Source organism: Nonomuraea sp. NPDC049421, from assembly GCF_040677005.1.
In the GTDB taxonomy this organism is placed as follows: domain Bacteria; phylum Actinomycetota; class Actinomycetes; order Streptosporangiales; family Streptosporangiaceae; genus Nonomuraea; species Nonomuraea salmonea.
In genome coordinates this window covers 83,872-108,842 of the sequence record NZ_JBFAQA010000025.1, presented here as the reverse complement: position 1 = coordinate 108,842, position 24,971 = coordinate 83,872, and the positions used below count along the sequence as shown (strand labels likewise).

Here is a 24,971-nt window from a genome sequence, read left to right as displayed (position 1 = left end):
ACCCGCGCCCGTGAAGGAGACGTTCACCGGCGCTCGACCAGTTCGGCGAAGTGACGCTCGTTGCGCTCGGCCTGCCGGACGTACAGCCATGCCCCGATGACGAACGCGGGGTAGATGAGCCCGGCCAGCACCGCCCACGGCAGCGGCACGCCCAGCAGGTGCACCTCGCGCAGCTCGGGGATGAGCAGGAACAGCAGCGGCAGCCCGCCGACGACGCAGGCCAGCACCGTGCAGACGAACAGCGCCAGCCGGAACTGGGTGCGCAGCAGCGAGTGCATGTACACCTCGCCGAGCCTGGTCTGCTCGTCGATCTCCCGCGTGGCCGGGTAGCGGGGCCGGCGGGCGGCGGCCGTGCGCGGGCTGGTGACGGCGATCCTGCGCGGCGCGTCCGCTCCCCGCCGCGAGCCCTCCGAGGCCCGCCTGGAGCCGTCGGACGAGCGGCGCGGCTGCTCGGGGCGGGGCAGCGGCGAGCGCCGGCCCTGACGCGGCTCGGAGCTCATTCCTGCCTGCCCTTCCTGGCCCGTCGCACCAGCAGGTCACGCAGCTCCCGCGTGTGCCGACGGCTGACCGGTAGCTCGGTGTCACCGACGCGTACGGTGCACTTGCCCGAGTCGATGTGCAACTCCTCGATGTGTTTCACGGCCACCAGATGGCTGCGGTGCACCCGGACGAACCCGGCCGACGCCCACCGCTCCTCCAGCGTGGCGAGCGGGATGCGCACCAGGTGGCTGCCGGAGGCGGTGTGCAGGCGGGCGTAGTCGCCGTGCGCCTCGACGTAGATGACGTCCGCGCTGGAGACGAACCGGGTCACCCCGCCCAGCTCGACCGGGATCGTGTCGCTCTCGCCGCCTTCCGCGGGCACGTCGGCCGAGACCGCCACCCGCCTGATCGCCTCCGCGAGCCGCTCGGGGCGCACCGGCTTGAGCAGGTAGTCCTCGGCCTTGATCTCGAAGGCGTCCACCGCGTGCTCCTCGTACGCGGTCACGAACACCACCCTGGGCGGGTTCGCGAACTGCGACAGCAGCCGCCCGAGCACCACACCGTCGAGGCCGCGCATCCTGATGTCGAGGAACACGGCGTCGATCGGCCGCCCCTCGGCGATGGCGCGGTCGAGCAGCCGCAGCGCGGCGGCGCCGTCCCGCGCGGTCGCGACCTCGCCGATGCGGGGGTCGGCGCGCAGCAGGTACGACAGGTCTTCCAGAGCGGGCAACTCGTCGTCGACCGCGAGTACCCGGAGTTGTGCCATAGACAGTGATGAAACCGACAACGAAGATCGAGGTCAACGGGCGGAGACGCCTGGGTGATATTTCGGCAATCTGATGTTGACCTTGGTGCCCGCGCCGTCGGCCGTCTCGACCACGAGGCCGTACTCGTCGCCGTAGACCTGGCGCAGCCGCTCGTCCACGTTCGCCAGCCCGACGCCGCCCGCCGGAGCGATCTCACCTGCGAGGATGCGGCGCAGCCTGTCGGGGTCCATGCCGAGGCCGTCGTCCTCGACGCTGATGCGGCACTCCGCTCCGGCGTCCTCGGCGATGATCGTGATGCGGCCGACGCCGTCCTTGCTCTCCAGGCCGTGCCGCACGGCGTTCTCCACCAGCGGCTGCAGGCACAGGAACGGCACCGCGACCGGCAGCACCTCCGGCGCGATGCGCAGCGTCACCTGGAGCTGGTCGCCGAATCTCGCCCGCTCCAGGATCAGGTAGCGGTCGATCGAGCGCAGTTCCTCGGCCAGCGTGGTGAACTCGCCGTGCCGCCGGAAGGAGTAGCGGGTGAAGTCGGCGAACTCCAGCAGCAGCTCCCTGGCCCGCTCTGGGTCGGTGCGCACGAACGAGGCGATCGTGGTGAGCGAGTTGTAGATGAAGTGCGGCGAGATTTGCGCGCGCAGCGCCCGCACCTCGGCCTCCATGAGCAGCGTGCGCGAGCGGTCCAGCTCGGCCAGCTCCAGCTGCGAGTCCACCCAGCCGGCCACCTCCTGGGCGGCCCTGACGAGCCCGGCCGAGGCGGTCTGCCCGTACGCGGCGAGCGTGCCCACCACCCGGTCGTCGGTGGTCAGCGGCACCACCACGGCGTGCCTGATGGGGCATTCGAGCAGGTCGCAGTCGATGGTGAGCACCTGGGTGCGGCCGTCCTGGAGGGTGGCGGCGGCGTGCTCGAACGCCTGGTCGGCGTGGTGGTCGTCGCCCTCGCCGTCGTAGACGAGCAGGCGTTCGCCGTCGGTGATGGCCAGGGCGGCGGAGCCGAGCAGGGTGCGCAGGTGGCGGGAGGCGCGCTCGGCGCCGTCGGCGGTCAGCCCGGCCCGCAGCGGCGGCCCGGCCAGGGAGGCGGTGTGCAGGGTCTCGAACGTGGCCCGCTCGGCCGGGCTGGTGCCCAGCTCCCTGCGGCCGCGCATGAGCCGCCACAGCACGACGCCGGGCACGCCGACGAGCACCGCGACGACGGCCGAGCCGACGAGGTACTCCACGTGGCCAGAGCCTAGCTCATAGGGGGCTCACAGGGCCTTGGCGATGCGGGCTGCGTAGGAGGCGGCCTCATCGGCGGAGTCGTACTTCGTGCGCGGCCAGAAGAAGCCGCGCAGCCCGTCCTTCTTGTTGCGCGGCACGACGTGCACGTGCAGGTGGGCGACGCTCTGGCTGATGCGGTTGTTCATCGCCACGAACGTGCCGCCGGCCTCGAGGCCCTGCTCCACGGCCCGCGTCACGGCCTGCACCCGCTCGAAGAACGGCCCGACGTCGGCGAGGTCGGTGAGCGTCTCGACGTGGACGCGCGGCACGACCAGCACGTGACCCTTGAAGACCGGGCGGATGTCGAGGAAGGCGAGCGCCACGTCGTCGGAGCTCACCAGGTGGGCGCTCCGCTCACCGGCGATGATCTCGCAGAACAGGTCGGTGCTCACGGGCCGACCCTACCGGCCTTGGCCGCGAAGGCCGTCCAGCTCGTCATGTTGGGCTCCGACCACTGCTCGGGGGCGTGCAGGAAGTGCTCACCGACCCGTTCGCGCAGGCGTACGGGCACCTCGGGCACCTTCGCGCCCCTGCAGTGGTAGACCAGCCCGCCGCCGCGCCGCCCCATCGCCATCCACGGCAGCCACGGCGAGACCCGGCACCACGAGAACACGCACGGCACGTCCGGCACGCCCGACTCCAGGTCGGCGGCGGAGGAGAAGAACTGGAACAGCTCCAGCGCCCGGTAGGTGTCGCTCGCCGAGTTCTCCGGGTAGTCGGCCACCTTGAGCGGCGACGGGTAGGCCAGCCGGACGTCCACGTTGTGGACGACCTGGCCGCCGAGCCGCGTCTCGGGGACCTTGTAGGCGCCCAGCCGCTGGTTGACCGGGTCGTTGAAGACGTGCTGAACCTCGACCTCGCGCCCGGTGAACGGGTTGGCCCAGGTGTCGAGCACCCGCCGGTCGCGGGGGTCGAGGTAGAGCGCGGCCTCCCGGGTCAGCAGCCGCCATCCGCCGTCGGTCTCGACGGCCCTGGCCACGTTGAGCCCCTCGAAGCCGAACAGGTGGTGCGGGCCGTCGTCGTCCTGCCGGCCGTAGACGTCGCCGGTCCAGTACGAGATCGTCTCCGCGCCGTCGGCGGACGCGCGTACCCGGATGAAGTCCATGCCGGGCAACCTAGCCACCGGGTATGCCGGAGGACGGCCGCTCGCGCACGGTCACCTGGAAGACCGCCTCGCCCGACTGCCGCCTGCTCTCCTCGGTGGCGGGCGTCCTGTCCTGGCCGCAGCGCCAGCAGTCGTACAGCCTGATCTCGGTCGTGCCCGGGTGCTTGCCGTTGAAGACGAAGTACGCCGTGCCGCCCGAGCCCGGTTCGTCGCCCTGGCTCTCGCGCTCCTCGCTGATGAACGAGGCCACCTTCGTGTCGGGCACCGCCACCAGGCCCCAGCTGTCGCCCACGGACGGGTTCTCCGGCACGGCCAGCGAGAACCGCTGCCCCGGCGTCACCTCGACCTGGACGGTCGCGCCCTTGGCCCCCTTGGCGACCTTCCCGTAGTCGCTCACCCACGACCCGGCGCCGCACCCGGCCGCCAGCAGCGGGACGAGCAGGGCGGCGGCCACCGTTCCACGCATCACCCTGGCAGGTTATCGGCCCTGCTCCTCCGTCCCCTGGAAGGGGGCGTCAGGGGAGTCGCACGACGATCCTGATGCGGTCGCCGCGCCGCCCGATCTCGATCACGCGGCGGCGGTAGGCCGCCCTGCCGGTCATCATCCGGCGCAGCGCGAACGCGGTCATCGCGCCCGCCACCAGGATCAGCACCATGGGACGCCGCCCCTTCGCCACGTCCATGACGGGCTCGGGCACGCTGTCCCTGGCTCGCTCCGCCATGTGCGACGCCCGGCCCTTGACGACATCGGCGCGCTCCCTGGCGACCTCGGCGGCGTGTCCGGCACGTTCCCTGGTCAGTTCGGCCGCGTGGCCCGCGCGCTCCTTGGTGACCTCGGCGGCGTGTCCCGCACGCTCCTTGGCCACCTCGGCCGCGTGGCCCGCGCGTATCTTCGCCGTCTCTGCGGCGTGCCCCGCACGGTCCTTGGCGCGGGCCTTGGCACGGTCCTTGGCGCGGCCGGCCCGGCTCCTCATGTCGACCTTGGCCGCCAGCGCGCCCACGGTCGCGCCCAGCTCGCGCCGGGTCTCCTCGATCTCGCGGCGCAGCTCGTCCTCCGTGGTCGGGCCGCCGGAGCGCCGCCCGCGCGCGCCGTCCCCGCGCGCCGCGCCCTGGGTACTCATGCGGGAGGACGTACGCCGCTCCCCGCCGCCGCGTGAACCTTGCAGCGACGCCTCCTCGGTGCCGTGGCTCATGTCGGCCTCGGCGCGTTCGTCACGTATGGGGGTCTCGGGGATGAACGTCTCGTGCCCCTCGCGCTTCAGCTCGGCCTCGTGCGCGTTCTCCGCCGCGCCAGGACGCGTCTGGGGGACGTTCATGGACTCGCGGTCCGTCGGCGTGCCCACGGTCGCTCTGCGGGCGCCGACGTCACCGGCGTGCTGTCCGCTGTATCCGGGGTCGGTCTCGCTCATCGCCGTGCACTCTCCTTGACCATGTCGATGTCGGCCCTGACGCTCGCGATGGTCTCCTCGGGGACGGGCGGCTTGGCCCGTTTGACCTCGGTCCTGCCCGCGTACGCGAGCACCGCCGCGACGAGGAACAGCACGACCGCCACGATGGCGGCGGCCGCCCAGCCCGGCAGCACCAGGGCGAGCAGCATGATGACGGCGGCCACAAGGGCGGCAGCGCCGAAGAACGCGACGAGACCCGCCGCGCCGAACATGCCGGCGCCGAGACCCGCGCGCTTGCCCTTGGCGGTCAGCTCCATCCTGGCCAGGCGGAGCTCATCCCTCACGAGCCTGGAGACCTGCTCGGAGAGGTCGGTGACCAGCTTGTGGGTGTCGTTCACGACGTTCGCCTCCTCCGCTGAGGAAGGCGACTACCCACACATATGGCCTTCTATCGCACCCGTGGGCGGGGCCGCCGCGCTACCGCCTGGTCGCGGCCCTGAACAGGAAGCCCACCACGGACACCACCGGGTCCTTGCCCGGCTTGTCGCTCTTGCACCAGTTGTCGGGCTGCTGCGGCTTGCTCCACGGGGAGGGCAGCTCGCACGAGGGAGCCTGCGGCTTGGGCCGCTCACACCACGATCCGGGAGTGTTCATACCTTCAGCCTACTCTTCAGGATGGCCGGTGTTCGGGAAAAAACGTCCGCAAATGAGGTGGGTGAGCGGGCGACCCGCCGGTACGGATCCGCCCGCCCGGCCCGCTCCTCGGCCGGTCTCGCCGCGGCCTGGCCCGATGTACGCCGGAGTGGCGGTAGCCTGCCGACGTGCTGGTACACGGGGTCTGGGCGGACGACGGTCTCGCGTTCTGGGCGGAGACCATCGGCCTGCCCGCCGCCCCGCCGTCCCGCACGACCCCCCGCACCCACCCCCACGCCGCACCGGCCTCCGCCCTCACCGCCTTCCTCCGAGCGGCGGGCTCCTCCCCTGAGACGGAGCCGCGGGTGCTGACGTTGCTGCTGCCGGGGTCGGCCAAGGAGCCGCTGCCGTCGCCGGAGACCGGGCGGCTGGCGGAGGTGGCGCGGCCCAGGCTGCGTCCGTGGCGGGTGCCCGCCGTCGTCCCCTCGGCCGGCGACGCGCTGCGGGTGCTGGAGGGGCATGCGGAGACGGCCACCCTGCGCCACTGGGCCGCCGTCGCCGCCTTCGCCCGCGACCTCGTACGCCGGGGCCGCGTCATCCCGCAACTGGTCATGTCGCGGGCCGTGTGGCGGCCCGTGGTGACCGGGGCCGACGCCGCGTACTTCCGTGAGCTGGCGCTGGCCATGCCGCCTGCCTGCCGTACCGGCGAGGTCGAGCGGGCGTCGGCGGAGGTGCAGGCCGAGGCGCTGGAGGCGGTCACGGACGCGATCGTCCGCGAGACGCTCACCGCTCCCCTGCTCATCGAGGAGGCCGCGAGCCCCGCGGAGCGGTGGCTGGCCGCGCTGACCGGGCCCGACCCGGCCTGTCCCGATGTGCCCGAGCTGCGGGCCGAGCTGGAACGGTGGCACGCGGCGGTGACGGCGGCCGAGGACGCCACCCGCGTGTGCTTCCGGCTCATCGAGCCCGCCGAGCCCGTTGAGGCCGCCGCGCTCGTCGAGCCCGCCGAGGCCGCCGAGGCGGCTGAGGCCGGGTGGCGGGTCGAGCTGGCGTTGCAGGCGGTGGACGATCCGAGCCTCTACGTGCCCGCCGCCACCGTGTGGAGCGGGGTGACGGGGCTGCCCGGCAGGCCGGAGCGGGACCTGCTGGCGGGGCTGGGGCGGGCGGTGCGGCTCTACCCGGAGCTGGAGCGGGCGCTGCGGGTGCCGGAGCCGGACGAGCTGGCGCTGGACACGGCGGGCGCGTTCGGGTTCCTGCGGCAGGCGGCGCCGCTGCTGCAGGCGGCCGGGTTCGGGGTGCAGCTGCCGCGCTGGGCGGGCCGCACCCGGCTGGGGCTGAAGCTGACGACGCGGACGAAGAAGCAGTCGGCGGCGGCGAGCCAGGGGTTCGGGATGGCCGACCTGGTGACCTTCCGGGTGGACCTCGCGGTCGGCGGCGAGACGATCAGCGAGGCGGAGCTGGCCGAGCTGGCCAGGCTCAAGGTGCCGCTGGTCCGGGTGCGCGGCCAGTGGGTGGAGCTGGACGACCGGCAGCTCAAGGCGGCGCTGCGGGCGGTGGAGGGCGGCCGTACGGGAGAGGCGAGCGCCGCCGACATCCTGCGGCACGTCGTGCAGGGGGACGAGGAGGAGCTGCCGCTGCTGGAGGTGGACGCCGACGGGGTGCTCGGCGACCTGCTGTCGGGGCAGGCGGAGCGGCGGCTGGCCCCGCTGGCCACCCCGGCCGGCCTGGACGCGACGCTGCGGCCGTACCAGGAGCGGGGGCTCGCCTGGCTGAGCTTCCTGTCGGAGCTGGGCCTCGGCGGGGTGCTGGCCGACGACATGGGCCTGGGCAAGACCATCACCACGCTGGCCCTGCTCGTCCACGAACGCGCCGCCGGGACCGAGATGGAGCCGACGCTGCTGGTCTGCCCGATGTCGCTGATCGGGAACTGGCAGCGGGAGGCGGCCAGGTTCGCGCCCGCCCTGCGCGTGTACGTGCACCACGGCAGCGGCCGCGACGCCGCCGAGATCGCGGACGCGGACCTGGTGATCACCACGTACGGCACCGCCCACCGCGACCTGGAGACGCTCAGAAAGCACGCCTGGCGGCGGGTGGTGTGCGACGAGGCGCAGGCGATCAAGAACAGCGGCACCCTTCAGGCCAGGGCCGTACGCTCGATCCCGACCGGCACGAGGCTCGCGCTGACCGGCACGCCGGTGGAGAACCACCTGGCCGAGCTCTGGTCGATCATGGAGTTCGCGAACCCGGGCCTGCTGGGCCCGCGGGCCAGGTTCAGGACGCGCTTCCAGGAGCCGATCGAGGCCCGCCAGGACGAGCAGGCGACGCGGGCGCTCAGGAGGGCGACGGGCCCGTTCATCCTGCGCCGGCTCAAGACCGACACCTCGATCATCTCCGACCTGCCGGAGAAGCTGGAGGTCAAGGAGTGGTGCTCGCTCACCACCGAGCAGGCCACGCTCTACCGGGCGGTGGTGGACGACATGCTGGGCAGGATCGACGACAGCGAGGGCATCGAGCGGCGCGGCCTGGTGCTGTCTGCGATGGCGAAGCTGAAGCAGGTCTGCAATCACCCGGCGCACCTGCTCAAGGACGGCTCCCGCCTCGCCGGCCGATCCGGAAAACTCACCCGATTGGAGCAGTTGTCCGAAGAAATCCTGGCGGAGGGTGAAAAAGCGCTGCTCTTCACTCAATACGCGGAGTTCGGCACCATGCTGCAGCCGTACCTCGCCCAGCGCCTCGACCACCCGGTGCTGTTCCTGCACGGCGGCCTGCCCAAGAAGACGCGCGACCGCCTGGTCGACCGTTTCCAGAACGACCCTGAGCCCGCGCTGTTCGTGCTGTCGCTCAAGGCCGCCGGCGTCGGCCTCAATCTGACGGCCGCCAACCACGTCGTCCACGTGGACCGCTGGTGGAACCCGGCCGTCGAGGACCAGGCGACCGACCGCGCGTTCCGCATCGGCCAGCGCAAGAACGTGCAGGTCCGCAAGCTCATCTGCGCGGGCACCCTGGAGGAGCGGGTGGACGAGATGATCGAGCGCAAGAAGGCGCTGGCGGAGCGGGTGGTCGGCACCGGCGAGGACTGGCTGACCGACCTGTCCACGCAGGAGCTGCGCGAGGTGTTCAGGCTGAGCGCCGAGGGGGTGGACTGATCGTGGCCGAACGCCCCGGCTGGTACGACAGCGCCGGCCCGATCGAGGTCGAGGGCGGCATCAGGGCGCGCTCGAAGCGCGGCAGCATCGGCTCCGCCTGGTGGTCGCGGCGCTTCATCGACATCCTGGAGCGCGTCTGCGACAAGGGCCGCCTCTCGCGCGGCCGGGCCTACGCCCGCAAGGGCCAGGTGGTCTCGATCGACCTCGAAGCGGGCGAGGTGCGGGCGTCGGTGCAGGGCTCGCGGCCGAAGCCGTACCGGGTGACGATCAGGATCGAGGCGTACGACGAGGCGCGCTGGAGCGCCATCGAGGAGGGCATCGCCGCGCAGGCCGTGCACCGGGCGCGGCTGCTGGCCGGCGAGATGCCGCCGGAGATCGAGGAGCTGTTCGCCGCGATGGGCGTCGACCTCTTCCCGCGCGACCTCGACATGGACTGCTCGTGCCCCGACTGGGGTTTCCCGTGCAAGCACCTGTCGGCGGTGCTCTATCTGCTGGCGGAGTCGTTCGACGACGACCCGTTCCTGGTGCTGGCCTGGCGGGGCAGGACGCGCGAGCAGCTGCTCGGCTCGCTGGCGGAGGAGCCGGCGGCGGGCGCGCCCGCCGTGGAGGACGTGCCGTTCGCCGACCGGCTGGCCGACTTCTACGCCCCTGGCGCCTCGGCGCACCGCCCGGAGCGCCGCCCGGTGACCGTGGCGCCGGGCCTGCTGCCCCGCGTCTTCCCGCCGCCCGGCGAGGTGGCGGCCCCGCTCATCGAGGCGTACCGGCGGCTGGAGACATCGTGACTTAGCGCGATCTCTCGTTTACCGTGGGTGTACGGAAGTCGCGACGAAAGGGCGGAGACATGGGATTCTCCTGGGCGTGAGCCGCTGACTCAGCGGTCCTCGAAGTCGGCGGGCACCATCACGCGCACCCCGTTAGGGACCACGCGGAGCCTGATCGGGGTGCGCAGCCGCACCTCTCCGTCGACGTCGGCGGCCATCGGCGGGTCGGTCTCCAGCAGCATCTCCCTGCCCATCACGAACGGCCCGCCCGCGAGGCTGCGCCACCGCCCGGTGGTCGCCCTGATGAGCGTCTCGCCGAGCAGCCGCAGCTTCTTGCCCGAGCCGAGCTGATAGGCCACCAGCATGCCGTTGTCGATGCTGATGTCCTTGGCCACCTGCCAGCCGCCGTGGAAGCGGCCGTTGGCGATGTTGAGCTGATGGGTGAGCAGCTCGTGGCGCTCGCCCTCGACCGTGATGTACGCCCGGAACGGCCGGTGCCCCGGCAGGATCGTCAGCGCGGTGAGGGGGTAGGCGGGCCGGCCCACGATGCGCTTGAGCCACGGCTTGACCTTGCCGGCCACCTCGACCGACACCCCGAAGCTGGCCAGGTTGGCGAACGGCCGGTCGTCGGCCAGGCCGAGGTCGATGTCGGCCACCTTGCCGGTGTCGAACACCTTGATCGCGCCGGCCAGGTCGAGCGGCAGGCCGAGGCTGCGCGCGAAGTTGTTGGTGGTGCCGAGCGGCAGCACGCCGAGCGCGACGTCGCGGTGGGCGACATGGCGGACGGCGGAGGAGAGAGTGCCGTCGCCGCCGCCGACGATGAGCAGGTCGGGGTCGGTGGCGAGGGCGGTGTCGAGCAGATCGCGCAGCCGCTTGGGGTTGTAGACCGACAGCTCCGCCAGCGGCTCGAACCCGAGGTTGTGGATCTGCTCGATCACCTCGAAGTAGTGGCGTCGGCCACGGCGCGAGCGAGTGTTGACCACCACCGCCACCCGGCGATCTCTGCGGATCGCCGCGGTGTGCTCATCTTTGGTGCGCAATTCGGCCATGGTCATCAATGGTAGGGGGCCGCCGGACGCCCGGCGGCCCCCTGTGGATCACTTCTTCGGCGGGACCACGTGGACGATCGCGCCGAGGTTGCCGGGCAGCGGGCTGACCAGCTTGAACTGCACGCCGAGGGCCTTGCCCTCGTCACCGGGGTCGCCGGTGCCGAGCACCGAGCCGGCGGCCACCTGGCCGTACAGCTCGGTGGCCGGGGTGCCGTCCTGGTGGACGACGCGCGTGGTGTAGGCCTGGTCGCCCTTCGACGGCACGACCACCGAGGCGTCGAAGTCGCGGTAGTACAGGCCGCCGTCGATCACCTCGATGCCCGGGTACCAGGTCTTGGCGTCGGTGAAGGACTTGACCGGCTTCTGCGCGGGGAAGTCCGTGCAGTAGGAGCTGGCCGGCTCGTCCGGCGCCTCCACGCACTCCTTGAACGGGTACGTCTTGACGAACCCGAACGCGGCGTTGGAGGTCTGGACGCGGCCCTGGAGGTTCTTGTTCAGGGTCGGGTCCAGCTCGGCGGCGCGGCCGGTGCGGCGCAGCGGCTCGTAGTGGGAGTCCACGACGAGCAGGCTGCCCTTGGGCCCGACGCTCGGCGTCTGCTGCAGGGTGCTGCCGATGTTGTTGTTGATGAACGTCGAGTCGCGGTACCAGACCAGCAGGCCGGGCGCGTTGTACTTCACCTTCTGCACCTTCCACGCCCCGTCGCGGAGGTAGTCGGTGTCGTAGGTGTAGGCCAGGCCCTTGTCGAAGCCGTCGAAGTTGCGCCACTCGGCGAGGTAGAAGCGGGAGATCTCGCGCTCGCCGTTGTTGCGGGTCCAGCCCTGGCCGCTGGTGTTGGTGAAGGTGCCGCCCACGGCGATCCAGCCGGTGTCGCTCTCCACGTCGTCGCTCCAGACGGCGGTGCCGCCGTTGGTGAGCTCGAAGTCGTCGACGTGCCAGCCGCGCTCCTGGTAGGCGGCGTCGGAGTTGAACGTCAGCCGGAACTTGATCGTCTGGCCGGCGTACGGCGTCAGGTCCACGTAGTCGTGCCGCCAGGCGCCGCCCGTGCCGCCGGTGATGCCGTACTTCTTGTTGCCGAAGGTGACGAGGTTCTTGTTGGGGTCGGGGTAGTCGTCAGGCGTGGTGACCTCGTTGCCCGCCTCGTCGAACATCTTCTGCTGGGTCCACGTCTCGCCGCCGTCGGTCGAGACCTCCACGAAGCCGAAGTCCCAGTCGGACTCGATCTCGTAGTTGTTCCACATCCACATCTTGAGGTCGCCGCCGGCGGGAACGGGCAGGTCGCGGGTCAGCGTGAGGTTGGCCCAGTCCTGGTCGAGGCCGCTCCACCAGGCGTTCGAGCCGCTGTGCGGGTCGATCATCTTCAGCGGGGTGGACTTCAGGTTGACCCGGACGCCGTCCTGGGTGAGCTTGGGCGTGCGCGAGGACTGCCCGACGGTGACGATCTTGGCCTTGTCGCCCGGGTCGAACACCTTCGGGTTGGCCCAGCCGAGCACCCACTTGTCCCACAGGCCCATGTGGCTGGGCATCGACTGGAAGATGGGGCCGGAGTGGGAGCCGCTGGACATCAGGTCCCAGAAGTCCACGGCGGAGCTGGCCTGGCCCGAGGTGTCGTACAGGTCGGGCAGGCCGAGGTCGTGGCCGTACTCGTGGGCGAAGACGCCGACGCCGGAGTCCTCGGGCTGCACGATGTAGTTGGAGATCTTCTTGTCGGTGCCCGGGATCTTGTAGCCGCCGGCGACCGCGCTGGAGTGGGCCCAGATCGCGTACGTGCCCTCGGCGCCGCCGTCGGAGGACTTGTCCTTGCCGGCGTGCACGAGCACCAGGTGGTCGATGACGCCGTCGGGCTCGGCGAAGTCGCCGTCGCCGTCGGCGTCGGAGACGTCCTCGACGTCGTAGTCGGCCCACGGGAAGTCGGGCTGCGCCTTGGCCAGCGCCTCGATGGTGTCGATGGGCAGCTGCTGGGCGCCGCGCGCGTTGTCGGGGTGGCCGGACATGTCCTGGGGCGCGCCGCCGCAGGCCGCGGCGCCGTACCAGGCCTCGGAGTGCGGCACCTTGATCCAGCCGACCGCGGAGCCGGTGACGGAGTAGGCGCCCTTCGACATCTCCTCGTACATCTTCTTCATCGTGAAGCCGGAGATGTCGATGCCGCGCTTGCCGTCGCGGGGGTCCTTCAGGTCCGTACGCACGCGCTGCGTGATGCCCTTGTCGGTGTAGAGCATCTTGTTGAAGTGGTCGGTGCTGAAGTCCTTGACCCAGAAGGAGTTGTTGTCCTTGTACGGCAGCGTCGCCGGGTCCGGGATGTTGTTGTGCAGCGGGCCGTTGAGCAGGGTGCCGGCCGGCTCGACCACGCAGTCGTCGGGGGCGCTGTTCACCGTGCGCAGGCGGTTGAAGCCGGAGAAGTCGTCGTTGGCCTGGTCGTCGAACTCGACGAGGACGGTCAGGAGCTTGGCCGTGCGGGCCTGCTTCGACTTCTTGAAGATCCATTCAGCCGGGTTGCGCCCGGTCCTGATGGCCTCGTTCTCACGGGCGGCGAGCACGCGGCCCGCCGCCGGGTTGCCGCTGCTGAACTTGCGGTCGTACTTCTGCGCGGGGGTGAGCGAGCGGGCCTGCGCGCCGGTGAGGGACGGCTCCTTGACGTCCTTCTCGACCTGCGGCGGGGCGTAGTTGATGTAGAAGTCCGCGGCCGTGGGCTCATAAGTGGCGACGGAGGTCGCCTGAGCCGCCGGGGGCACGAACAGGGCGGCGCTCAGGAGCGCGACCGCCGGGACTGTAGCTAACAGGCGCTTTGTGCTGGGCACCAGGAACCCTCTCTGCCCGGGGTCGCCGGGCGCATGGCCATGGGGTGTGCAATGCCGGACGCTAGAGCCTGGGTCAACCGATCGTAAAGTGCGTTGTTGAAACGTGATCAAAATACGACAATCACACCATCAAGGTCACAGCCACCACACCGCCCGCGACCGCGGCCCCGTAACACAGGATCGCGATGAGCACGTCGAAGCGGCCGATGCCGAGCAGCTCCTCGCTGGTGAAGCGGAGACGGTGGGCGGCGTGGAAGAGGCAGAGCACGACGACCACCACGAACGCCGCGCGTGCCGGCACGTGGCCCAGCAGCCCGCTCAGGTGCTCCGGGGCCGGCCACTCCAGCACGCCGAGCGGCATGAGCACCCCGAACAGCAGCACGAGCACCGGCAGCAGCAGCGCCGCCACCACTCCCCCGCCACTGAACAGCAGCCACAGGTACGGCTCCAGCCTGCGCCTCACCCGAACCCCCTCAGCACGAAGAACGCGACGACCGCCGAGACGACCAGCCAGAGCGAGTGGTTGCCGCCCTGGATCAGCCAGGCCGGCAGCCGGTAGCCGTCCACCCGGACGACGGTCGCCTTGGGCGCGAGGTTGAGGAACGTGACCGCGTGGAAGGCGGTCGCCACCAGGGTCACCACGTTGATCGCGATCATCCACGGGCGGGCCGCCAGCGCCGCGAACTCCGCCAGGCGCCCGCCGAGCACCGCGGCGGCCAGCATGAGCAGGAACACCACGGCCCACGCCACGAGGACGCTGGTCAGCTCGCGCAGCACGAACACCGCGCAGCCGCGGCTGCGGGTGAACCACAGCCGGTCGCGCCCGGGCCGGTGGACGGCCGGGGTGACCTCCTCACCGGCCTTCATCTCCTGCTCCAGGGCAGCACCGAGCGCAGCGCCGCCGTCAGCTTGTAACGCTGGATCGCCTCCGCCGGGTCCACGTGCTTCGGGCAGACCTTCGTGCACTCGCCGACGAACGTGCACCCCCACACCGCGTCGTCCTGGCTGAGCACGTCGAACCGGTCCCCCATGTCGCGCGAGTCGAGGTTGTAGCGCTGCGCCAGCGCGATCGCGGCCGGGCCGAGGAAGTCGGGGTCGAGCACGTAGACCGGGCAGGCCGAGTAGCACAGCAGGCAGTTGATGCACATGCTGTACTGCTTGTACGCCTCCAGCTGCTCGGGCGTCTGGGCGTACTCGGCGGTCAGCGGCGGCTCCTCGCCCTGCCTGATCAGCCACGGCCGCACCGACGACAGCTTGGCCAGGAAGCCGTCGATGTCCACCACCAGGTCCCTGATCACCGGGAAGCCCTTCAGCGGCTCGATCCTGACCGGGCCCTCGCCGTACTCGGTGAGGAACGTGCCGCAGGTCAGCCGCGGCTCGCCGTTCACCGTCATGCCGCACGAGCCGCACACCCCCATGCGGCACGACCACCGGTAGGACAGGCTGCCGTCGAGCCGGTCCTTGATGTGGTTGAGCCCGTCGAGCACCGCCCACCCGGGCAGCACCGGCACGTCGTAGCCCTGCATGACGGGCGCGTCGTCCTCGCCGGGCCGGAACCTGGCGACCTCCATCCTGATCGTGCGGGCACCCGCCTGCCTGTCCTCAGTCACGGCCGTACACCCTTTCTCCCGGAGGCCAGCGGGTGATCGTCACGGGCAGCAGGCCGACGGACGGCGTGCCGTCGGGCGCGCGGTGCACCAGCGAGTGCGCCAGGTACGTCGCGTCGTCCCTGGCGGTGTGGTCCGTACGCTGGTGCGCGCCGCGCGACTCCTGCCGGTTGAGCGCGCAGGCCACGACCGTCTGGGCGATCTCCAGCATGCCGCGCAGCTCCTGGAGGCTGATCAGCTCGGTGTTGAACGGGCCGCTGTCGTCCTCGACCCGCGCGTACTCGGCGCGTTCGCGCAGGTCGGCGAGCGTGTCGGCGGCCTTGGCCAGGACGTCGCCGGTCCGGTAGATGCCGGCCGCCTCCTCCAGCGTGTGCTGCATGCGCTCGCGCAGGTCGGCGATCCGCTCGCCGCCCTCGTGCCGCTCGCGCGCGCGGAGCAGCCGCCGCCGCTCGTCCTCCCCCTGGGCGCCTGCGACGGCCGGCTGCGGCTCACGGTGCTCCCTGGCGAACTCCGCCGCCGCGACGCCCGCCCGGCGGCCGAACACCAGGATCTCGGGCAGCGAGTTCGAGCCCAGCCGGTTGGCGCCGTTGATGCTCACGCACGCCGTCTCCCCCGCCGCGAACAGGCCGGCGATCGGGGTGGCGCCGTTCAGGTCGGTGTGGACGCCGCCCATCATGTAGTGCACGACCGGGCGCACCGGGATGAGGTCGGTGGCCGGGTCGAGGTTCTGGTAGCTGCGGCACAGCTCGCGGACGAACGGGATGCGGGCCTCGATCCTGCCCTCCCCGAGGTGGCGCAGGTCGAGGTGGACGACGGGACCGTGCGGGGTGTCCACGGTGCGGCCCTTGCGCTGCTCGTGCACGAACGCCTGCGAGAGCCGGTCGCGCGGGCCCAGCTCCATGCTGCGCAGCCTGGGCGTGGGTGTCGGCCTGCCGAGGTCGTAGTCCTGGAGGTAGCGGTAGCCGTCCTTGTTGAGCAGCCAGCCGCCCTCCGCCCTGGCCGCCTCGGTGATGAGGATGCCGGTGAACGGCAGGCCGGTGGGGTGGTACTGGACGAACTCCATGTCCTTGAGCGGCGCGCCCTCCCGGTAGGCCAGCGCCATGCCGTCGCCGGTCTTGATGGCGGCGTTCGTGGTGAAGGGGAAGATCCGGCCGCAGCCGCCGGTGGCGAGGATCACCGTCCTGGCGTGGACGGTCTCGATGCGGCCGGTGCGCAGCTCGACGGCCACCACGCCGTGGACGCGGCCGTCGTCCACGAGAAGCTTGGTGACGAACCACTCGTCGTACCGCAATATGTCCTGATATTTCAGGGTGGTCTGGAAGAGCGTGTGCAGCAGGTGGAAGCCGGTCTTGTCGGCGGCGTACCAGGTGCGCATCTTCTTCATGCCGCCGAACGGCCGCACCGCCACCCGCCCGTCGCGCTCCCTGCTCCACGGGCAGCCCCAGTGCTCCAGTCTGATCAGCTCGGCCGGCGCCTCGGCCACGAACGCCTCCACCGCGTCCTGGTCGCACAGCCAGTCGCCGCCGGAGACGGTGTCGTAGCAGTGCTCGTCGAGCGTGTCGTCCACGCCGATCACGGCGGCGGCCCCGCCCTCGGCGGAGACGGTGTGGCTGCGCATCGGATAGACCTTCGACACGACCGCCACCTTGAGCGCCGGGTCCGTCTCGGCGACCGCCACGGCCGCGCGCAACCCCGCGCCGCCACCTCCCACGATGAGCACGTCGATCATGGCGCTCACTTTCCCCGGTCCGGTTCGATGGGGTCCTTGACGCGCTTGCCGTCGTGGCGGACGGCCGACAGGTGGATGCTGCCGTCGTGGTAGTCGTGGCGGATCCTGCGGCAGCCGCAGTCGAAGAGCTGGTCCCTGATGACGAGGCCGTAACCGTCGTCGTCGACGAGACGTTCACCGCCCGACTTCTTCCCGCAGGGGGCCGTCTCGGGGTCGAACGGGATCTTGCTGCCGGTCATCGCCGATCTCCTTAGATGGGCGAGATGTCATGGTCAGCCAGGTGCGTCGGCGCGCGGCGGCACCTCGGGGGCGTCGTCCCCGCCGGAGATCTCGTCCGGCGCGGGGCTCTCGGCCGTTTCCTCACGCGGGTAGTGCAGGTCGAAGGCGGGCCGCTCGGAGCGGATGGGCGGCATGAACGTGAAGTTGTGCCGGGGCGGCGGGCAGCTCGTCGCCCACTCCAGGGAGTTGCCGTAGCCCCACGGGTCGTCGAGCGTGACCTTGGGCGCGCGCCTGGCGGTCTTCCAGACGTTGTAGAGGAACGGCAGCGTCGAGGCGCCGAGCAGGAAGGCCCCGACGGAGGAGATCTGGTTGAGCGTGGTGAAGCCGTCGCCCACGCCGTAGTCGGCGTAGCGCCTCGGCATGCCGAGCTGCCCGATCACGTGCTGGATGAGGAAGGTGGTGTGGAAGCCGATGAACAGCGTCCAGAAGTGCACCTTGCCGAGCCGGTCGTCCAGCATCCTGCCGGTCATCTTGGGCCACCAGAAGTAGAAGCCGGAGAACATGGCGAACACGACGGTGCCGAAGACGACGTAGTGGAAGTGGGCGACGACGAAATAGGTGTCGGTGATGTGGAAGTCGAGCGGCGGCGAGGCCAGGATGATGCCGGTCAGCCCGCCGAGCAGGAACGTCACGAGGAAGCCCACGGCGAACAGCATCGGCGACTCGAACGTCAGGTGGCCCCGCCACATCGTGCCGATCCAGTTGAAGAACTTCACCCCGGTCGGCACGGCGATGAGGAACGTCATGAACGAGAAGAAGGGCAGCAGCACCTGCCCCGTGGGGAACATGTGGTGCGCCCACACGGTCATCGACAGCCCGGCGATCGCGATGGTGGCGCCGACCAGCCCCATGTAGCCGAAGATCGGCTTGCGGCTGAAGACCGGGATGACCTCGGTGATGATGCCGAAGAACGGCAGCGCGATGATGTAGACCTCGGGGTGGCCGAAGAACCAGAACAGGTGCTGCCACAGCAGCGGCCCGCCGTTGCCGGCGACGAACACCTGCGTGCCGAGCTTGCGGTCCGACTCCAGCACCAGCAGCGCGGCGGCCAGCACCGGGAACGCCATCAGCACGAGCATGCTGGTCAGCAGGACGTTCCAGGTGAACAGCGGCATGCGGAACATGGTCATGCCGGGCGCGCGCATGCCGATGATCGTGGTGATGAAGTTGACCGCGCCGAGGATCGTCCCGAGGCCGGACAGCGCGAGGCCCATGATCCACAGGTCGCCGCCGATCTGCGGCGAGAACGTCGAGGACGCCAGCGGCGTGTACGCGAACCACCCGAAGTCGGCCGCGCCCCCGGGCGTGAAGAACCCGGCCACCACCATCAGCCCGCCGAACAGGAACAGCCAGTACGCCACCGCGTTCAGCCGGGGGAAGGCCACGTCGGGGGCGCCGATCTGCAGCGGCATGACCACGTTCGCGAAGCCCGCGAACAGCGGGGTGGCGAACAGCAGCAGCATGATCGTGCCGTGGATGGTGAACAGCTGGTTGTACTGCTGCTGGTTGACGAGCTGCATGCCGGGCGCGACCAGCTCCGCCCGGATGATCATCGCCATGACGCCGGCGACCAGGAAGAAGCCGAAGGAGGTGATCAGATACAGGTAACCGATGACCTTGTGGTCGGTCGTGGACATCCACGAGACGATCACCGTCCCGGTGCGACGGCGCCGGACCTGCTCGATAGAGGTCTCCCGCACGGTCGTCACGGCTGCTCCCTCCGACGCGGAGTTGTGCCTGCCCCGATCTACCCATTGCACGCCAACGACCGCCACTCGTGAAGTCGTTCTTTGGGATTCGCCGCCGAAAGCTTTGCGGGAACGGCCGCCGGAGGTGTCCAGATGGCGGAAAGCGGGCCGGTGCTGCGGGCGCCATCTTCTATCCTGCGTAGGCGAACCGAATCGGAGGAGATGCTCGTGACCGCCCAGCGTGACTACGCCGACCTCGTCCAGCGAGGGCTCTCGCTCGACCTGACCAGGGGCAAGCCGTCGCCGCGCCAGCTCGACCTCTCCGACGACCTGCTGAAACTGCCCACGTCCTACCGTGCGGCCGACGGCACCGACGGCCGCAACTACGGCAACCTTCAGGGCCTGGCCGAGCTGCGCGAGCTGTTCGCGCCGCTGCTGCAGGTCCCGGCCGGGCAGCTGGTGGTCGGCGGCAACGCGAGCCTCGCGCTGATGCACGACACGGTCGTGCACGCGCTGCTCAGCAAGGTCCCCGGCGCCGCCCGCCGGTGGGTCGAGGAGCCGAAGGTCACGTTCCTGTGCCCGGTGCCCGGCTACGACCGGCACTTCACGATCTGCGAGCGGCTCGGCATCGAGATGGTCGCGGTGCCGATGACCGCGGAGGGCCCCGACATGGACGTCGTGGAGCAGCTGGTCTCCTCCGACGCGAGCGTCAAGGGCATGTGGTGCGTGCCGAAGTACAGCAACCCGTCCGGCGTCACCTACAGCGACGAGACCGTGCGCAGGCTGGCCGCCATGCCGGCGGCCGCACCCGACTTCCGGATCTTCTGGGACAACGCCTACGCCGTCCACCACCTCACCGACGCCCCCGACGAGCTGGCCGACATCCTCACACTGGCCGCCGAGCACGGCAACGCCGACCGCGTGTTCGTCTACGCCTCCACCTCGAAGGTGACGCTCGCCGGCTCAGGCGTGTCGTTCTTCGGCTCCTCGCCGGCCAACGTGAAGTGGTTCCTCGGCAACACCTCGAAGCAGTCGATCGGCCCCGACAAGATCAACCAGCTGCGCCACGTCGAGTTCCTGCGCGACCCGGCCGGCGTCGAGGCCCACATGCGCCGCCACGCGGAGCTGATCGGGCCCAAGTTCGAGCTGGTCGACAAGGTGCTGAGCGAGCGGCTGAGCGGCCTGGCCACCTGGACCAGCCCCAAGGGCGGCTACTTCATCAGCCTGGAGGTGCCCCACGCGGCCGAGGTCGTGGCCAAGGCCAAGGCGGCCGGCATCGCGCTCACCCCGGCGGGCGCGACGCACCCCTACGGCAAGGACCCCGACGACCGCACGATCAGGATCGCGCCCACCTTCCCCGAGCTCGACGAGCTGGAGCAGGCGATCGAGGGCCTGGCCGTGTGCGTCCGCCTGGTGGCGGAGGAGCGCGGCTAGCGCTGGCCGTTCCTGAAGCCGAAGATGTACTCGCGCGTCTCGCTCGGATGGAACGGGACGCCGACCCCCGGCTCGAAGGCGACGTTGTCGCGGGCGCAGTAAGCGAGGCTCTCCCACACGGCCAGGGCCTTCTCCCTGGCCGGGGCCTCGACGCGGTCGCGCTTGCGCGCGCCGTACGAACCGAGCACGTTCAGCAGCCCGAACCCCCAGAACAGGCCCGTCAGGCAGAACGGGGCGAGCAGCACCTCGCCCCACGCCGGGTCCTGTCCCATGGCGATGATCAGCGACATGACCAGGTGCATCAGGGCCGCGACGAGCAGCAGCACGTAGCCCTGGTTCCTGGTCCACGCGGTGTAGTGGCGGCTGGGGAACGACAGCCAGACCGCGAGCTGCGTCCGGCTCATCACGTGTTTGGACGCGCCGAGCGCCGCTGCCGTGGGCAGATCGGCGACCTCGCGCGCCCCCGGTAACCGCACCCGGCCGATCTTGTACGTGGTCCCGGCCGCGACCGCTCCGGGGACCGCGACGACCTGGTCATCCTTGGAGCACACCGGGCACTCGACGTTCATCCGGGCAGTCTGGCCTTAAGGAACGCGCTGCGCAAACCATAGGCTTCGAGATGTGAGACCGATTGATGCCTTGGTGAACGCCCTGCCCGAAGCGCGTGTCGTGACCGACCCCGATGTGATCGACTCCTATGCCCGGGATCGTACGTTTCTGGCGCCGGGCAAGCCGCTCGGCGTCGTTCTGGCCACCACGCGCGACGACGTGGTGACGACCCTGAAGTGGGCGAGCGAGCACCGGGTGCCGGTGGTCGCGCGCGGCGGGGGTACCGGCCTCGCGGGCGCGTCCGTCGCCGGTGACGGCACGATCGTCCTGTCGCTGGCCAGGATGACCGCGATCAGGGAGCTGTCGCCGGCCGACGAGATCGCGGTCGTCGAGCCCGGCGTCATCACCGCCGACCTCGACAGGGCCGCGAGGCAGCACGGGCTCATGTACGCGCCCGACCCCTCCTCGTACGAGATCTCCACGATCGGCGGCAACCTGGCCACCAACGCCGGCGGGCTGCGCTGCGTGAAGTACGGCGTCACCAGGGACTCCGCTCTCGGCCTCGAAGTGGTGCTGGCCGACGGCCGGGTGCTGAACACCGGCCGGCGCACGATGAAGGGCGTCACCGGCTACGACCTGACCGGCCTGTTCGTCGGCTCGGAAGGCACGCTCGGCGTGATCACCGCCGCCACCGTACGGCTGCGCCGCGCGCCGGCCGCGCCGCCCGCGACGTTCGCCGCCGAGTTCGGCTCGCTGCGCGAGGCGGGCGCGGCCGTCTCGGCCATCATGGCGGCGGGCTGCCAGCCGTCCCTGATGGAGCTGCTCGACCGGGCCACGCTGCAGGCCATCGACGACTGGCGCAACATCGGGCTCGAAGCGAGCACGCAGGCCATGCTCATCGGGCAATCCGACGTACCCGACGGGCAGGCGGTGGTCGAGCGCATGGAGCGGATCTGCACCGAGAACGGCGCCTCGTTCGTGGCCGTCTCCTCCAGCCCGGCCGAGGCCGAGGAGCTGGTGGGGCTGCGGCGGCTGGCGTACGGGGCCAAGGAGCGACTGGGCGCGTGCCTGGTCGAGGACGTGTGCGTGCCCAGGTCCGTCCTGCCCGACATGATCACCGCGATCGAGGAGGCGGGCGTACGGCACGGCGTGCGCATCGCGACCGTCGCGCACGCCGGCGACGGCAACCTGCACCCGGTCTTCATCTTCGAGCACGGGACGCTCGAACCGCCCGCCGAGGTGTGGGCGGCGGCGGACGAGGTGTTCAGGCGGGCGCTGGAGTTCGGCGGCACGCTCACCGGCGAGCACGGCGTGGGGCTGCTCAAACGGCGCTGGCTCGAACTGGAGTCGGGGCCGGTGGCGGCCGAGCTCCAGCAGGGGATCAAGGCCGTCTTCGACCCGCTCGGCATCCTGAATCCGGGCAAGGCGATCTGATCTTCGGTTGACCAAGCCGTGACCTTGAGGTTCGCGGCGTACACGACCTGCACAGGAACGCTGACTTTGCTCGTCAAAACCTGAAACTTCTGACACGTCCGGCAGACGCCCCAAGCGTAGCGCTGGTAGCGTTTTGCCTCATCTATTGGGTTGTTATGGGGGTCCGACGTGAATCAGTTCCAGCCGTTGGCGGCGGACGATCCGCGGCGGCTGGGGGCGTTTGACATCGTCGCCCGGCTCGGCGAGGGCGGCCAGGGTGTTGTCTATCTCGGCAAGAGCGACTCCGGGGAACAGGTCGCGGTCAAGCTGCTGCACAACGCCCTCGTGGCCGACGCCGACGCCAGGACCCGCTTCCTGCGCGAGGTCGCCGTCGCGCAGCGGGTGGCGCGGTTCTGCACCGCGCCCGTGCTGCACGCCGACCTCGACGGGAGCCGGCCGTACATCGTCAGCGAGTACGTGCCGGGGCCGTCCCTGCGCGAGCTGGTCATCAACGAGGGGCCGCGACGGGGCGCGGCGCTCGAACGGCTGGCCATCAGCACCGCCACCGCGCTGGCGGCCATCCACCGGGCCGGGATCCTGCACCGGGACTTCAAGCCCGCCAACGTGCTGATGGGGCCCGAGGGTCCCGTCGTGATCGACTTCGGCATCGCCCGCGCCCTCGACTCGCCCGGCGCCACCGCGACCGGCATGGCCATGGGCACCCCCTCGTACCTCGCGCCCGAGCAGCTCAGTGGGGCCGCCGTGTCCGAGGCGGCGGACGTGTTCGCGTGGGGCGTCACCATGGTGTTCGCCGCCACCGGCAAGCCCGCCTTCGGCGCCGACTCCATCCCCGTCGTGATGAACCGGATCCTCAACGAGGAGCCCGAGCTCGGGACGATGGACGGCATGCTGGGCGAGCTGGTCGCCGCCTGCCTGTCCAAGGACCCGTCGCTGCGGCCCACCGCCGACGAGCTGATCGTCCACCTCACCGGCCAGCCCGCCCCGAAGGCCGCCATCGAACCGGTCACGGGCTCCACCCCGACCGGCGCCCAGTCCGGCGCCCAGTCCGGCGCCCAGTCCGGCGCCCAGTCCGGTGCCACGCAGACCGGCGTCCCGCAGACCGCCGCCGACCAAGCCGCCGCCGCGGCTCAAGGTGCCGCCGGGGCTTTCGGGGCCGGCGGAGACGGCTCCGGCCAGGACCACTACCCCGGCCCCTGGACGCAGCCCACCGGCCCGTACCTCGCGGGCGGCCCCCAGGGCACGGCCCCTCCCCAGACCGGCGACTACGGCCACCTGGCCGCCACCGCCCACCTCGGCTCGGGCCTCCCCGGCCAGACCGGCCCTCAGGCCCAGCCCGGCGCTCCCGGTCAGGGCGGCGCCCCCGGCCAGCCCGGTGTTCCCGGCCAGGGCGGCGTGGCGGGCGGTCCCGGGCAGGGTGTGCCCGGTCAGGGCGGGGTTTCCCCCAACTCGCCGCACGGCGCTCCGCACCCCGGCATGCCGCAGACCACCGGCCCCCTGCCACTCGGCGGCCCCGGCAACGTGCCCGGCGGCCCGGCGCACGGCGGTATGCCCGGTCAGGCCGGTGCACCCGGTCAGGGCATCCCAGGGCAGGGCGTTCCCGGACATGGTGGGCCTGGACAGGGTGGACCGGCGCAGGGTGGACCGGCGCAGGGTCAACCTGGGCAGGGGCAGCATGGCGCGCCCCAAGGGCCGGGTGGGATGCCGTTCGGGCCGCAGGGGCCGGGCGTTCCCGGTCAGATGGGCCCGCACGCCGGCGCTCAGGGCCCGCACGGGCCCGCGCAGGGCGGGCCCGGCATTCCTCAGCAGCACGGCGCCCCCGGCGGCCCGTACCAGGGCGGCCCGGCCGGCCCTAACGGGCCCGGCGGGCACGGTCCAGCTGGGCCCGGAGCTGGCGCTCCCGGAGCTGGCGGACCCGGTGCAGGTGGGCATGGTGCCGGGGCGCATGGTGCCGGGGCGCATGGTGCCGGGGCGCATGGTGCCAGTAGACATGGTGCTGGTGCCGGTGGGCCCGGTGGGCCCGGTGGGTCTGGCGGGTCTGGGCAGGACGGTGATGGGGCGCGGGCGAAGCAGCGGCGGACTCTGACGCTGGCGTTGTCCGGTGCGGCCGCCGCGGCGCTGCTGGTGGTGGCCGGGGCGGTGGTCGTGCAGGCGAACGCCGGCAAGGAGGTCCCGGTGGTCGCCGTGGGCAAGTCCTCCAGCGACTCCGACGCCGATGGCGGGGGCTCCGGCCAGGGTGAGGCGCCCACGACGTCCGAATCGCCCACGCCGGCCCCGACGGGCTCCCCCGCGCCGGTCCCGACGCTGGACATCGAGCCGGAGAAGACGAAGAAGCCGAAGCCGACGAAGGAGCCGATCGCGCAGGTGCCGACGGTGACGACGACGGCGCCGATCCGCCCGACGCCCAGGCCGACGCGCACGACGGTCGTGAACCCGGACGACAAGCCGGCCAAGACCCCGAAGCCGACCACGACCCGCAAGAAAGAGGTCAAGCCGAGCAAGTCGCTCAAGGCGAACACGGCCAGCGCCACGTCGCTGTGCGGCGCCGGGTACACGATCATCAACTCGCACGCGCTGGCCGGCCACGCCACGGTCTACCTGCTCTACAACGCCGGCGCCGGGATGAACTGCGTGGTCACGATCTCCCGCTACGTCCACCCGAACAAGGTGAACATGAGCGCCATCCTCCAGGTCAAGGGCGGCGCCAGCGCGAACGACCCCGGCACGTTCACCGCCTACGCGGGCCCGGTGCGGCTGCCCGCCAAGAAGAAGTGCGTGATCTGGGGCGGCGCGTGGAACTCGTACGTGTGGAAGTCGGAGTGGAGCCACTGCAGCTGAGCCCGCGGGCTGTGACGGGAGGCGGGCCTGCGTTAGCGTG

23 protein-coding genes are annotated in these 24,971 nt (G+C 71.3%); 5 read left to right on the top strand and 18 right to left on the bottom strand.

Annotated elements, in window-relative coordinates; translation table 11 throughout:
* Positions 1-23: 23 nt before the first annotated feature.
* The 9 genes from AB0K18_RS34915 to AB0K18_RS34875 all read right to left on the bottom strand — a co-directional run bounded on the left by AB0K18_RS34915 (position 24) and on the right by AB0K18_RS34875 (position 5,648).
* Positions 24-500, bottom strand: a complete 477-nt coding sequence (locus AB0K18_RS34915; protein WP_355430788.1) for a hypothetical protein — start codon at positions 498-500, stop codon at positions 24-26.
* Positions 497-1,246 carry a LytTR family DNA-binding domain-containing protein gene (locus tag AB0K18_RS34910; protein WP_355430791.1) on the bottom strand — a complete coding sequence of 250 codons (750 nt, stop codon included), beginning with the start codon at positions 1,244-1,246 and terminating at the stop codon, positions 497-499. The genes AB0K18_RS34915 and AB0K18_RS34910 overlap by 4 nt, the downstream gene beginning before the upstream one ends.
* 33 nt (positions 1,247-1,279) lie before the next feature.
* Positions 1,280-2,461 carry a histidine kinase gene (locus AB0K18_RS34905; RefSeq protein ID WP_364923110.1) on the bottom strand — a complete coding sequence of 394 codons (1,182 nt, stop codon included), beginning with the start codon at positions 2,459-2,461 and terminating at the stop codon, positions 1,280-1,282.
* Between the two features lie 27 nt (positions 2,462-2,488).
* A complete protein-coding gene (locus tag AB0K18_RS34900) occupies positions 2,489-2,893 on the bottom strand; it encodes an HIT family protein (RefSeq protein ID WP_364923107.1) in 405 nt (134 codons plus the stop codon).
* A complete protein-coding gene (locus tag AB0K18_RS34895; RefSeq protein WP_364923104.1) occupies positions 2,890-3,606 on the bottom strand; it encodes a DUF1838 family protein in 717 nt (238 codons plus the stop codon). Before AB0K18_RS34895 ends, AB0K18_RS34900 begins: the two co-directional genes overlap by 4 nt.
* Before the next feature lie 10 nt (positions 3,607-3,616).
* Positions 3,617-4,072, bottom strand: coding sequence for a protease inhibitor I42 family protein (locus tag AB0K18_RS34890; protein ID WP_364923259.1), 456 nt, complete (start codon positions 4,070-4,072; stop codon positions 3,617-3,619).
* 49 nt (positions 4,073-4,121) lie between these two features.
* A complete protein-coding gene (locus AB0K18_RS34885; protein WP_364923101.1) occupies positions 4,122-5,015 on the bottom strand; it encodes a DUF3618 domain-containing protein in 894 nt (297 codons plus the stop codon).
* On the bottom strand, positions 5,012-5,392 hold the full coding sequence (locus tag AB0K18_RS34880) for a phage holin family protein (RefSeq protein ID WP_345386864.1): 381 nt from the start codon (positions 5,390-5,392) through the stop codon (positions 5,012-5,014). The genes AB0K18_RS34885 and AB0K18_RS34880 overlap by 4 nt, the downstream gene beginning before the upstream one ends.
* 79 nt (positions 5,393-5,471) lie before the next feature.
* Entirely contained in the window at positions 5,472-5,648 is a 177-nt protein-coding gene (locus AB0K18_RS34875) for a hypothetical protein (protein WP_364923099.1), read from the bottom strand.
* Between the two features lie 167 nt (positions 5,649-5,815).
* Here AB0K18_RS34875 and AB0K18_RS34870 point away from each other — a divergent pair, with 167 nt between their 5' ends.
* On the top strand, positions 5,816-8,770 hold the full coding sequence (locus AB0K18_RS34870; protein WP_364923096.1) for a DEAD/DEAH box helicase: 2,955 nt from the start codon (positions 5,816-5,818) through the stop codon (positions 8,768-8,770).
* 2 nt (positions 8,771-8,772) lie between these two features.
* Positions 8,773-9,552, top strand: coding sequence for an SWIM zinc finger family protein (locus AB0K18_RS34865; protein WP_364923093.1), 780 nt, complete (start codon positions 8,773-8,775; stop codon positions 9,550-9,552).
* A gap of 89 nt (positions 9,553-9,641) precedes the next feature.
* On the opposite strand, the gene AB0K18_RS34860 is transcribed toward AB0K18_RS34865, so the two are convergent.
* The 8 genes from AB0K18_RS34860 to ctaD form a co-directional block, all read right to left on the bottom strand.
* Positions 9,642-10,580 (bottom strand): diacylglycerol kinase family protein, encoded by a 939-nt coding sequence (locus tag AB0K18_RS34860; protein WP_345386876.1) that lies wholly within the window; start codon positions 10,578-10,580, stop codon positions 9,642-9,644.
* 48 nt (positions 10,581-10,628) lie between these two features.
* Complete coding sequence (locus tag AB0K18_RS34855) at positions 10,629-13,376, bottom strand: immune inhibitor A domain-containing protein (protein WP_364923089.1); 2,748 nt, start codon at positions 13,374-13,376, stop codon at positions 10,629-10,631.
* A 121-nt stretch (positions 13,377-13,497) separates the two neighbouring features.
* Positions 13,498-13,839 carry a fumarate reductase subunit FrdD gene (gene frdD / locus AB0K18_RS34850; RefSeq protein WP_364923086.1) on the bottom strand — a complete coding sequence of 114 codons (342 nt, stop codon included), beginning with the start codon at positions 13,837-13,839 and terminating at the stop codon, positions 13,498-13,500.
* Entirely contained in the window at positions 13,836-14,243 is a 408-nt protein-coding gene (locus tag AB0K18_RS34845) for a hypothetical protein (protein ID WP_364923083.1), read from the bottom strand. Before AB0K18_RS34845 ends, frdD begins: the two co-directional genes overlap by 4 nt.
* Positions 14,240-14,986, bottom strand: coding sequence for a succinate dehydrogenase iron-sulfur subunit (gene sdhB / locus AB0K18_RS34840; RefSeq protein WP_364923080.1), 747 nt, complete (start codon positions 14,984-14,986; stop codon positions 14,240-14,242). The genes AB0K18_RS34845 and sdhB overlap by 4 nt, the downstream gene beginning before the upstream one ends.
* On the bottom strand, positions 14,979-16,712 hold the full coding sequence (gene frdA, locus AB0K18_RS34835; RefSeq protein WP_364923078.1) for a fumarate reductase (quinol) flavoprotein subunit: 1,734 nt from the start codon (positions 16,710-16,712) through the stop codon (positions 14,979-14,981). The genes sdhB and frdA overlap by 8 nt, the downstream gene beginning before the upstream one ends.
* A gap of 5 nt (positions 16,713-16,717) precedes the next feature.
* On the bottom strand, positions 16,718-16,951 hold the full coding sequence (locus tag AB0K18_RS34830) for a hypothetical protein (protein ID WP_364923076.1): 234 nt from the start codon (positions 16,949-16,951) through the stop codon (positions 16,718-16,720).
* Positions 16,952-16,984: 33 nt separating this feature from the next.
* Entirely contained in the window at positions 16,985-18,628 is a 1,644-nt protein-coding gene (gene ctaD / locus AB0K18_RS34825) for a cytochrome c oxidase subunit I (protein WP_364923256.1), read from the bottom strand.
* A 273-nt stretch (positions 18,629-18,901) separates the two neighbouring features.
* Between ctaD and AB0K18_RS34820 the strand changes: the two genes are divergently transcribed.
* The gene (locus AB0K18_RS34820; RefSeq protein ID WP_364923073.1) at positions 18,902-20,113 is read left to right on the top strand and encodes an aminotransferase class I/II-fold pyridoxal phosphate-dependent enzyme; all 1,212 of its coding nucleotides are present in this window, start codon (positions 18,902-18,904) and stop codon (positions 20,111-20,113) included.
* Here the strand turns inward: AB0K18_RS34820 and AB0K18_RS34815 are convergent.
* Positions 20,110-20,682 (bottom strand): hypothetical protein, encoded by a 573-nt coding sequence (locus AB0K18_RS34815; RefSeq protein WP_364923070.1) that lies wholly within the window; start codon positions 20,680-20,682, stop codon positions 20,110-20,112. The genes AB0K18_RS34820 and AB0K18_RS34815 overlap by 4 nt on opposite strands.
* Before the next feature lie 52 nt (positions 20,683-20,734).
* Between AB0K18_RS34815 and AB0K18_RS34810 the strand changes: the two genes are divergently transcribed.
* Entirely contained in the window at positions 20,735-22,096 is a 1,362-nt protein-coding gene (locus AB0K18_RS34810) for an FAD-linked oxidase C-terminal domain-containing protein (RefSeq protein ID WP_364923067.1), read from the top strand.
* A gap of 168 nt (positions 22,097-22,264) precedes the next feature.
* Positions 22,265-24,931, top strand: a complete 2,667-nt coding sequence (locus tag AB0K18_RS34805; protein WP_364923064.1) for a serine/threonine-protein kinase — start codon at positions 22,265-22,267, stop codon at positions 24,929-24,931.
* The last annotated feature ends 40 nt before the right edge of the window (positions 24,932-24,971 follow it).

Bases quoted from the DNA above. Each gene is read 5' to 3' on its own strand.
- AB0K18_RS34860 (WP_345386876.1), bottom strand. From the start codon at position 10,580: ATGGCCGAATTGCGCACCAAAGATGAGCACACCGCGGCGATCCGCAGA.
- AB0K18_RS34890 (WP_364923259.1), bottom strand. From the start codon at position 4,072: ATGCGTGGAACGGTGGCCGCCGCCCTGCTCGTCCCGCTGCTGGCGGCC.
- AB0K18_RS34895 (WP_364923104.1), bottom strand. From the start codon at position 3,606: ATGGACTTCATCCGGGTACGCGCGTCCGCCGACGGCGCGGAGACGATC.
- AB0K18_RS34910 (WP_355430791.1), bottom strand. From the start codon at position 1,246: ATGGCACAACTCCGGGTACTCGCGGTCGACGACGAGTTGCCCGCTCTG.
- ctaD (WP_364923256.1), bottom strand. From the start codon at position 18,628: ATGTCCACGACCGACCACAAGGTCATCGGTTACCTGTATCTGATCACC.
- AB0K18_RS34815 (WP_364923070.1), bottom strand. From the start codon at position 20,682: ATGAACGTCGAGTGCCCGGTGTGCTCCAAGGATGACCAGGTCGTCGCG.
- AB0K18_RS34845 (WP_364923083.1), bottom strand. From the start codon at position 14,243: ATGAAGGCCGGTGAGGAGGTCACCCCGGCCGTCCACCGGCCCGGGCGC.
- AB0K18_RS34875 (WP_364923099.1), bottom strand. From the start codon at position 5,648: ATGAACACTCCCGGATCGTGGTGTGAGCGGCCCAAGCCGCAGGCTCCC.
- frdA (WP_364923078.1), bottom strand. From the start codon at position 16,712: ATGATCGACGTGCTCATCGTGGGAGGTGGCGGCGCGGGGTTGCGCGCG.
- AB0K18_RS34820 (WP_364923073.1), top strand. From the start codon at position 18,902: ATGCTCGTGACCGCCCAGCGTGACTACGCCGACCTCGTCCAGCGAGGG.
- AB0K18_RS34885 (WP_364923101.1), bottom strand. From the start codon at position 5,015: ATGAGCGAGACCGACCCCGGATACAGCGGACAGCACGCCGGTGACGTC.
- AB0K18_RS34830 (WP_364923076.1), bottom strand. From the start codon at position 16,951: ATGACCGGCAGCAAGATCCCGTTCGACCCCGAGACGGCCCCCTGCGGG.
- AB0K18_RS34915 (WP_355430788.1), bottom strand. From the start codon at position 500: ATGAGCTCCGAGCCGCGTCAGGGCCGGCGCTCGCCGCTGCCCCGCCCC.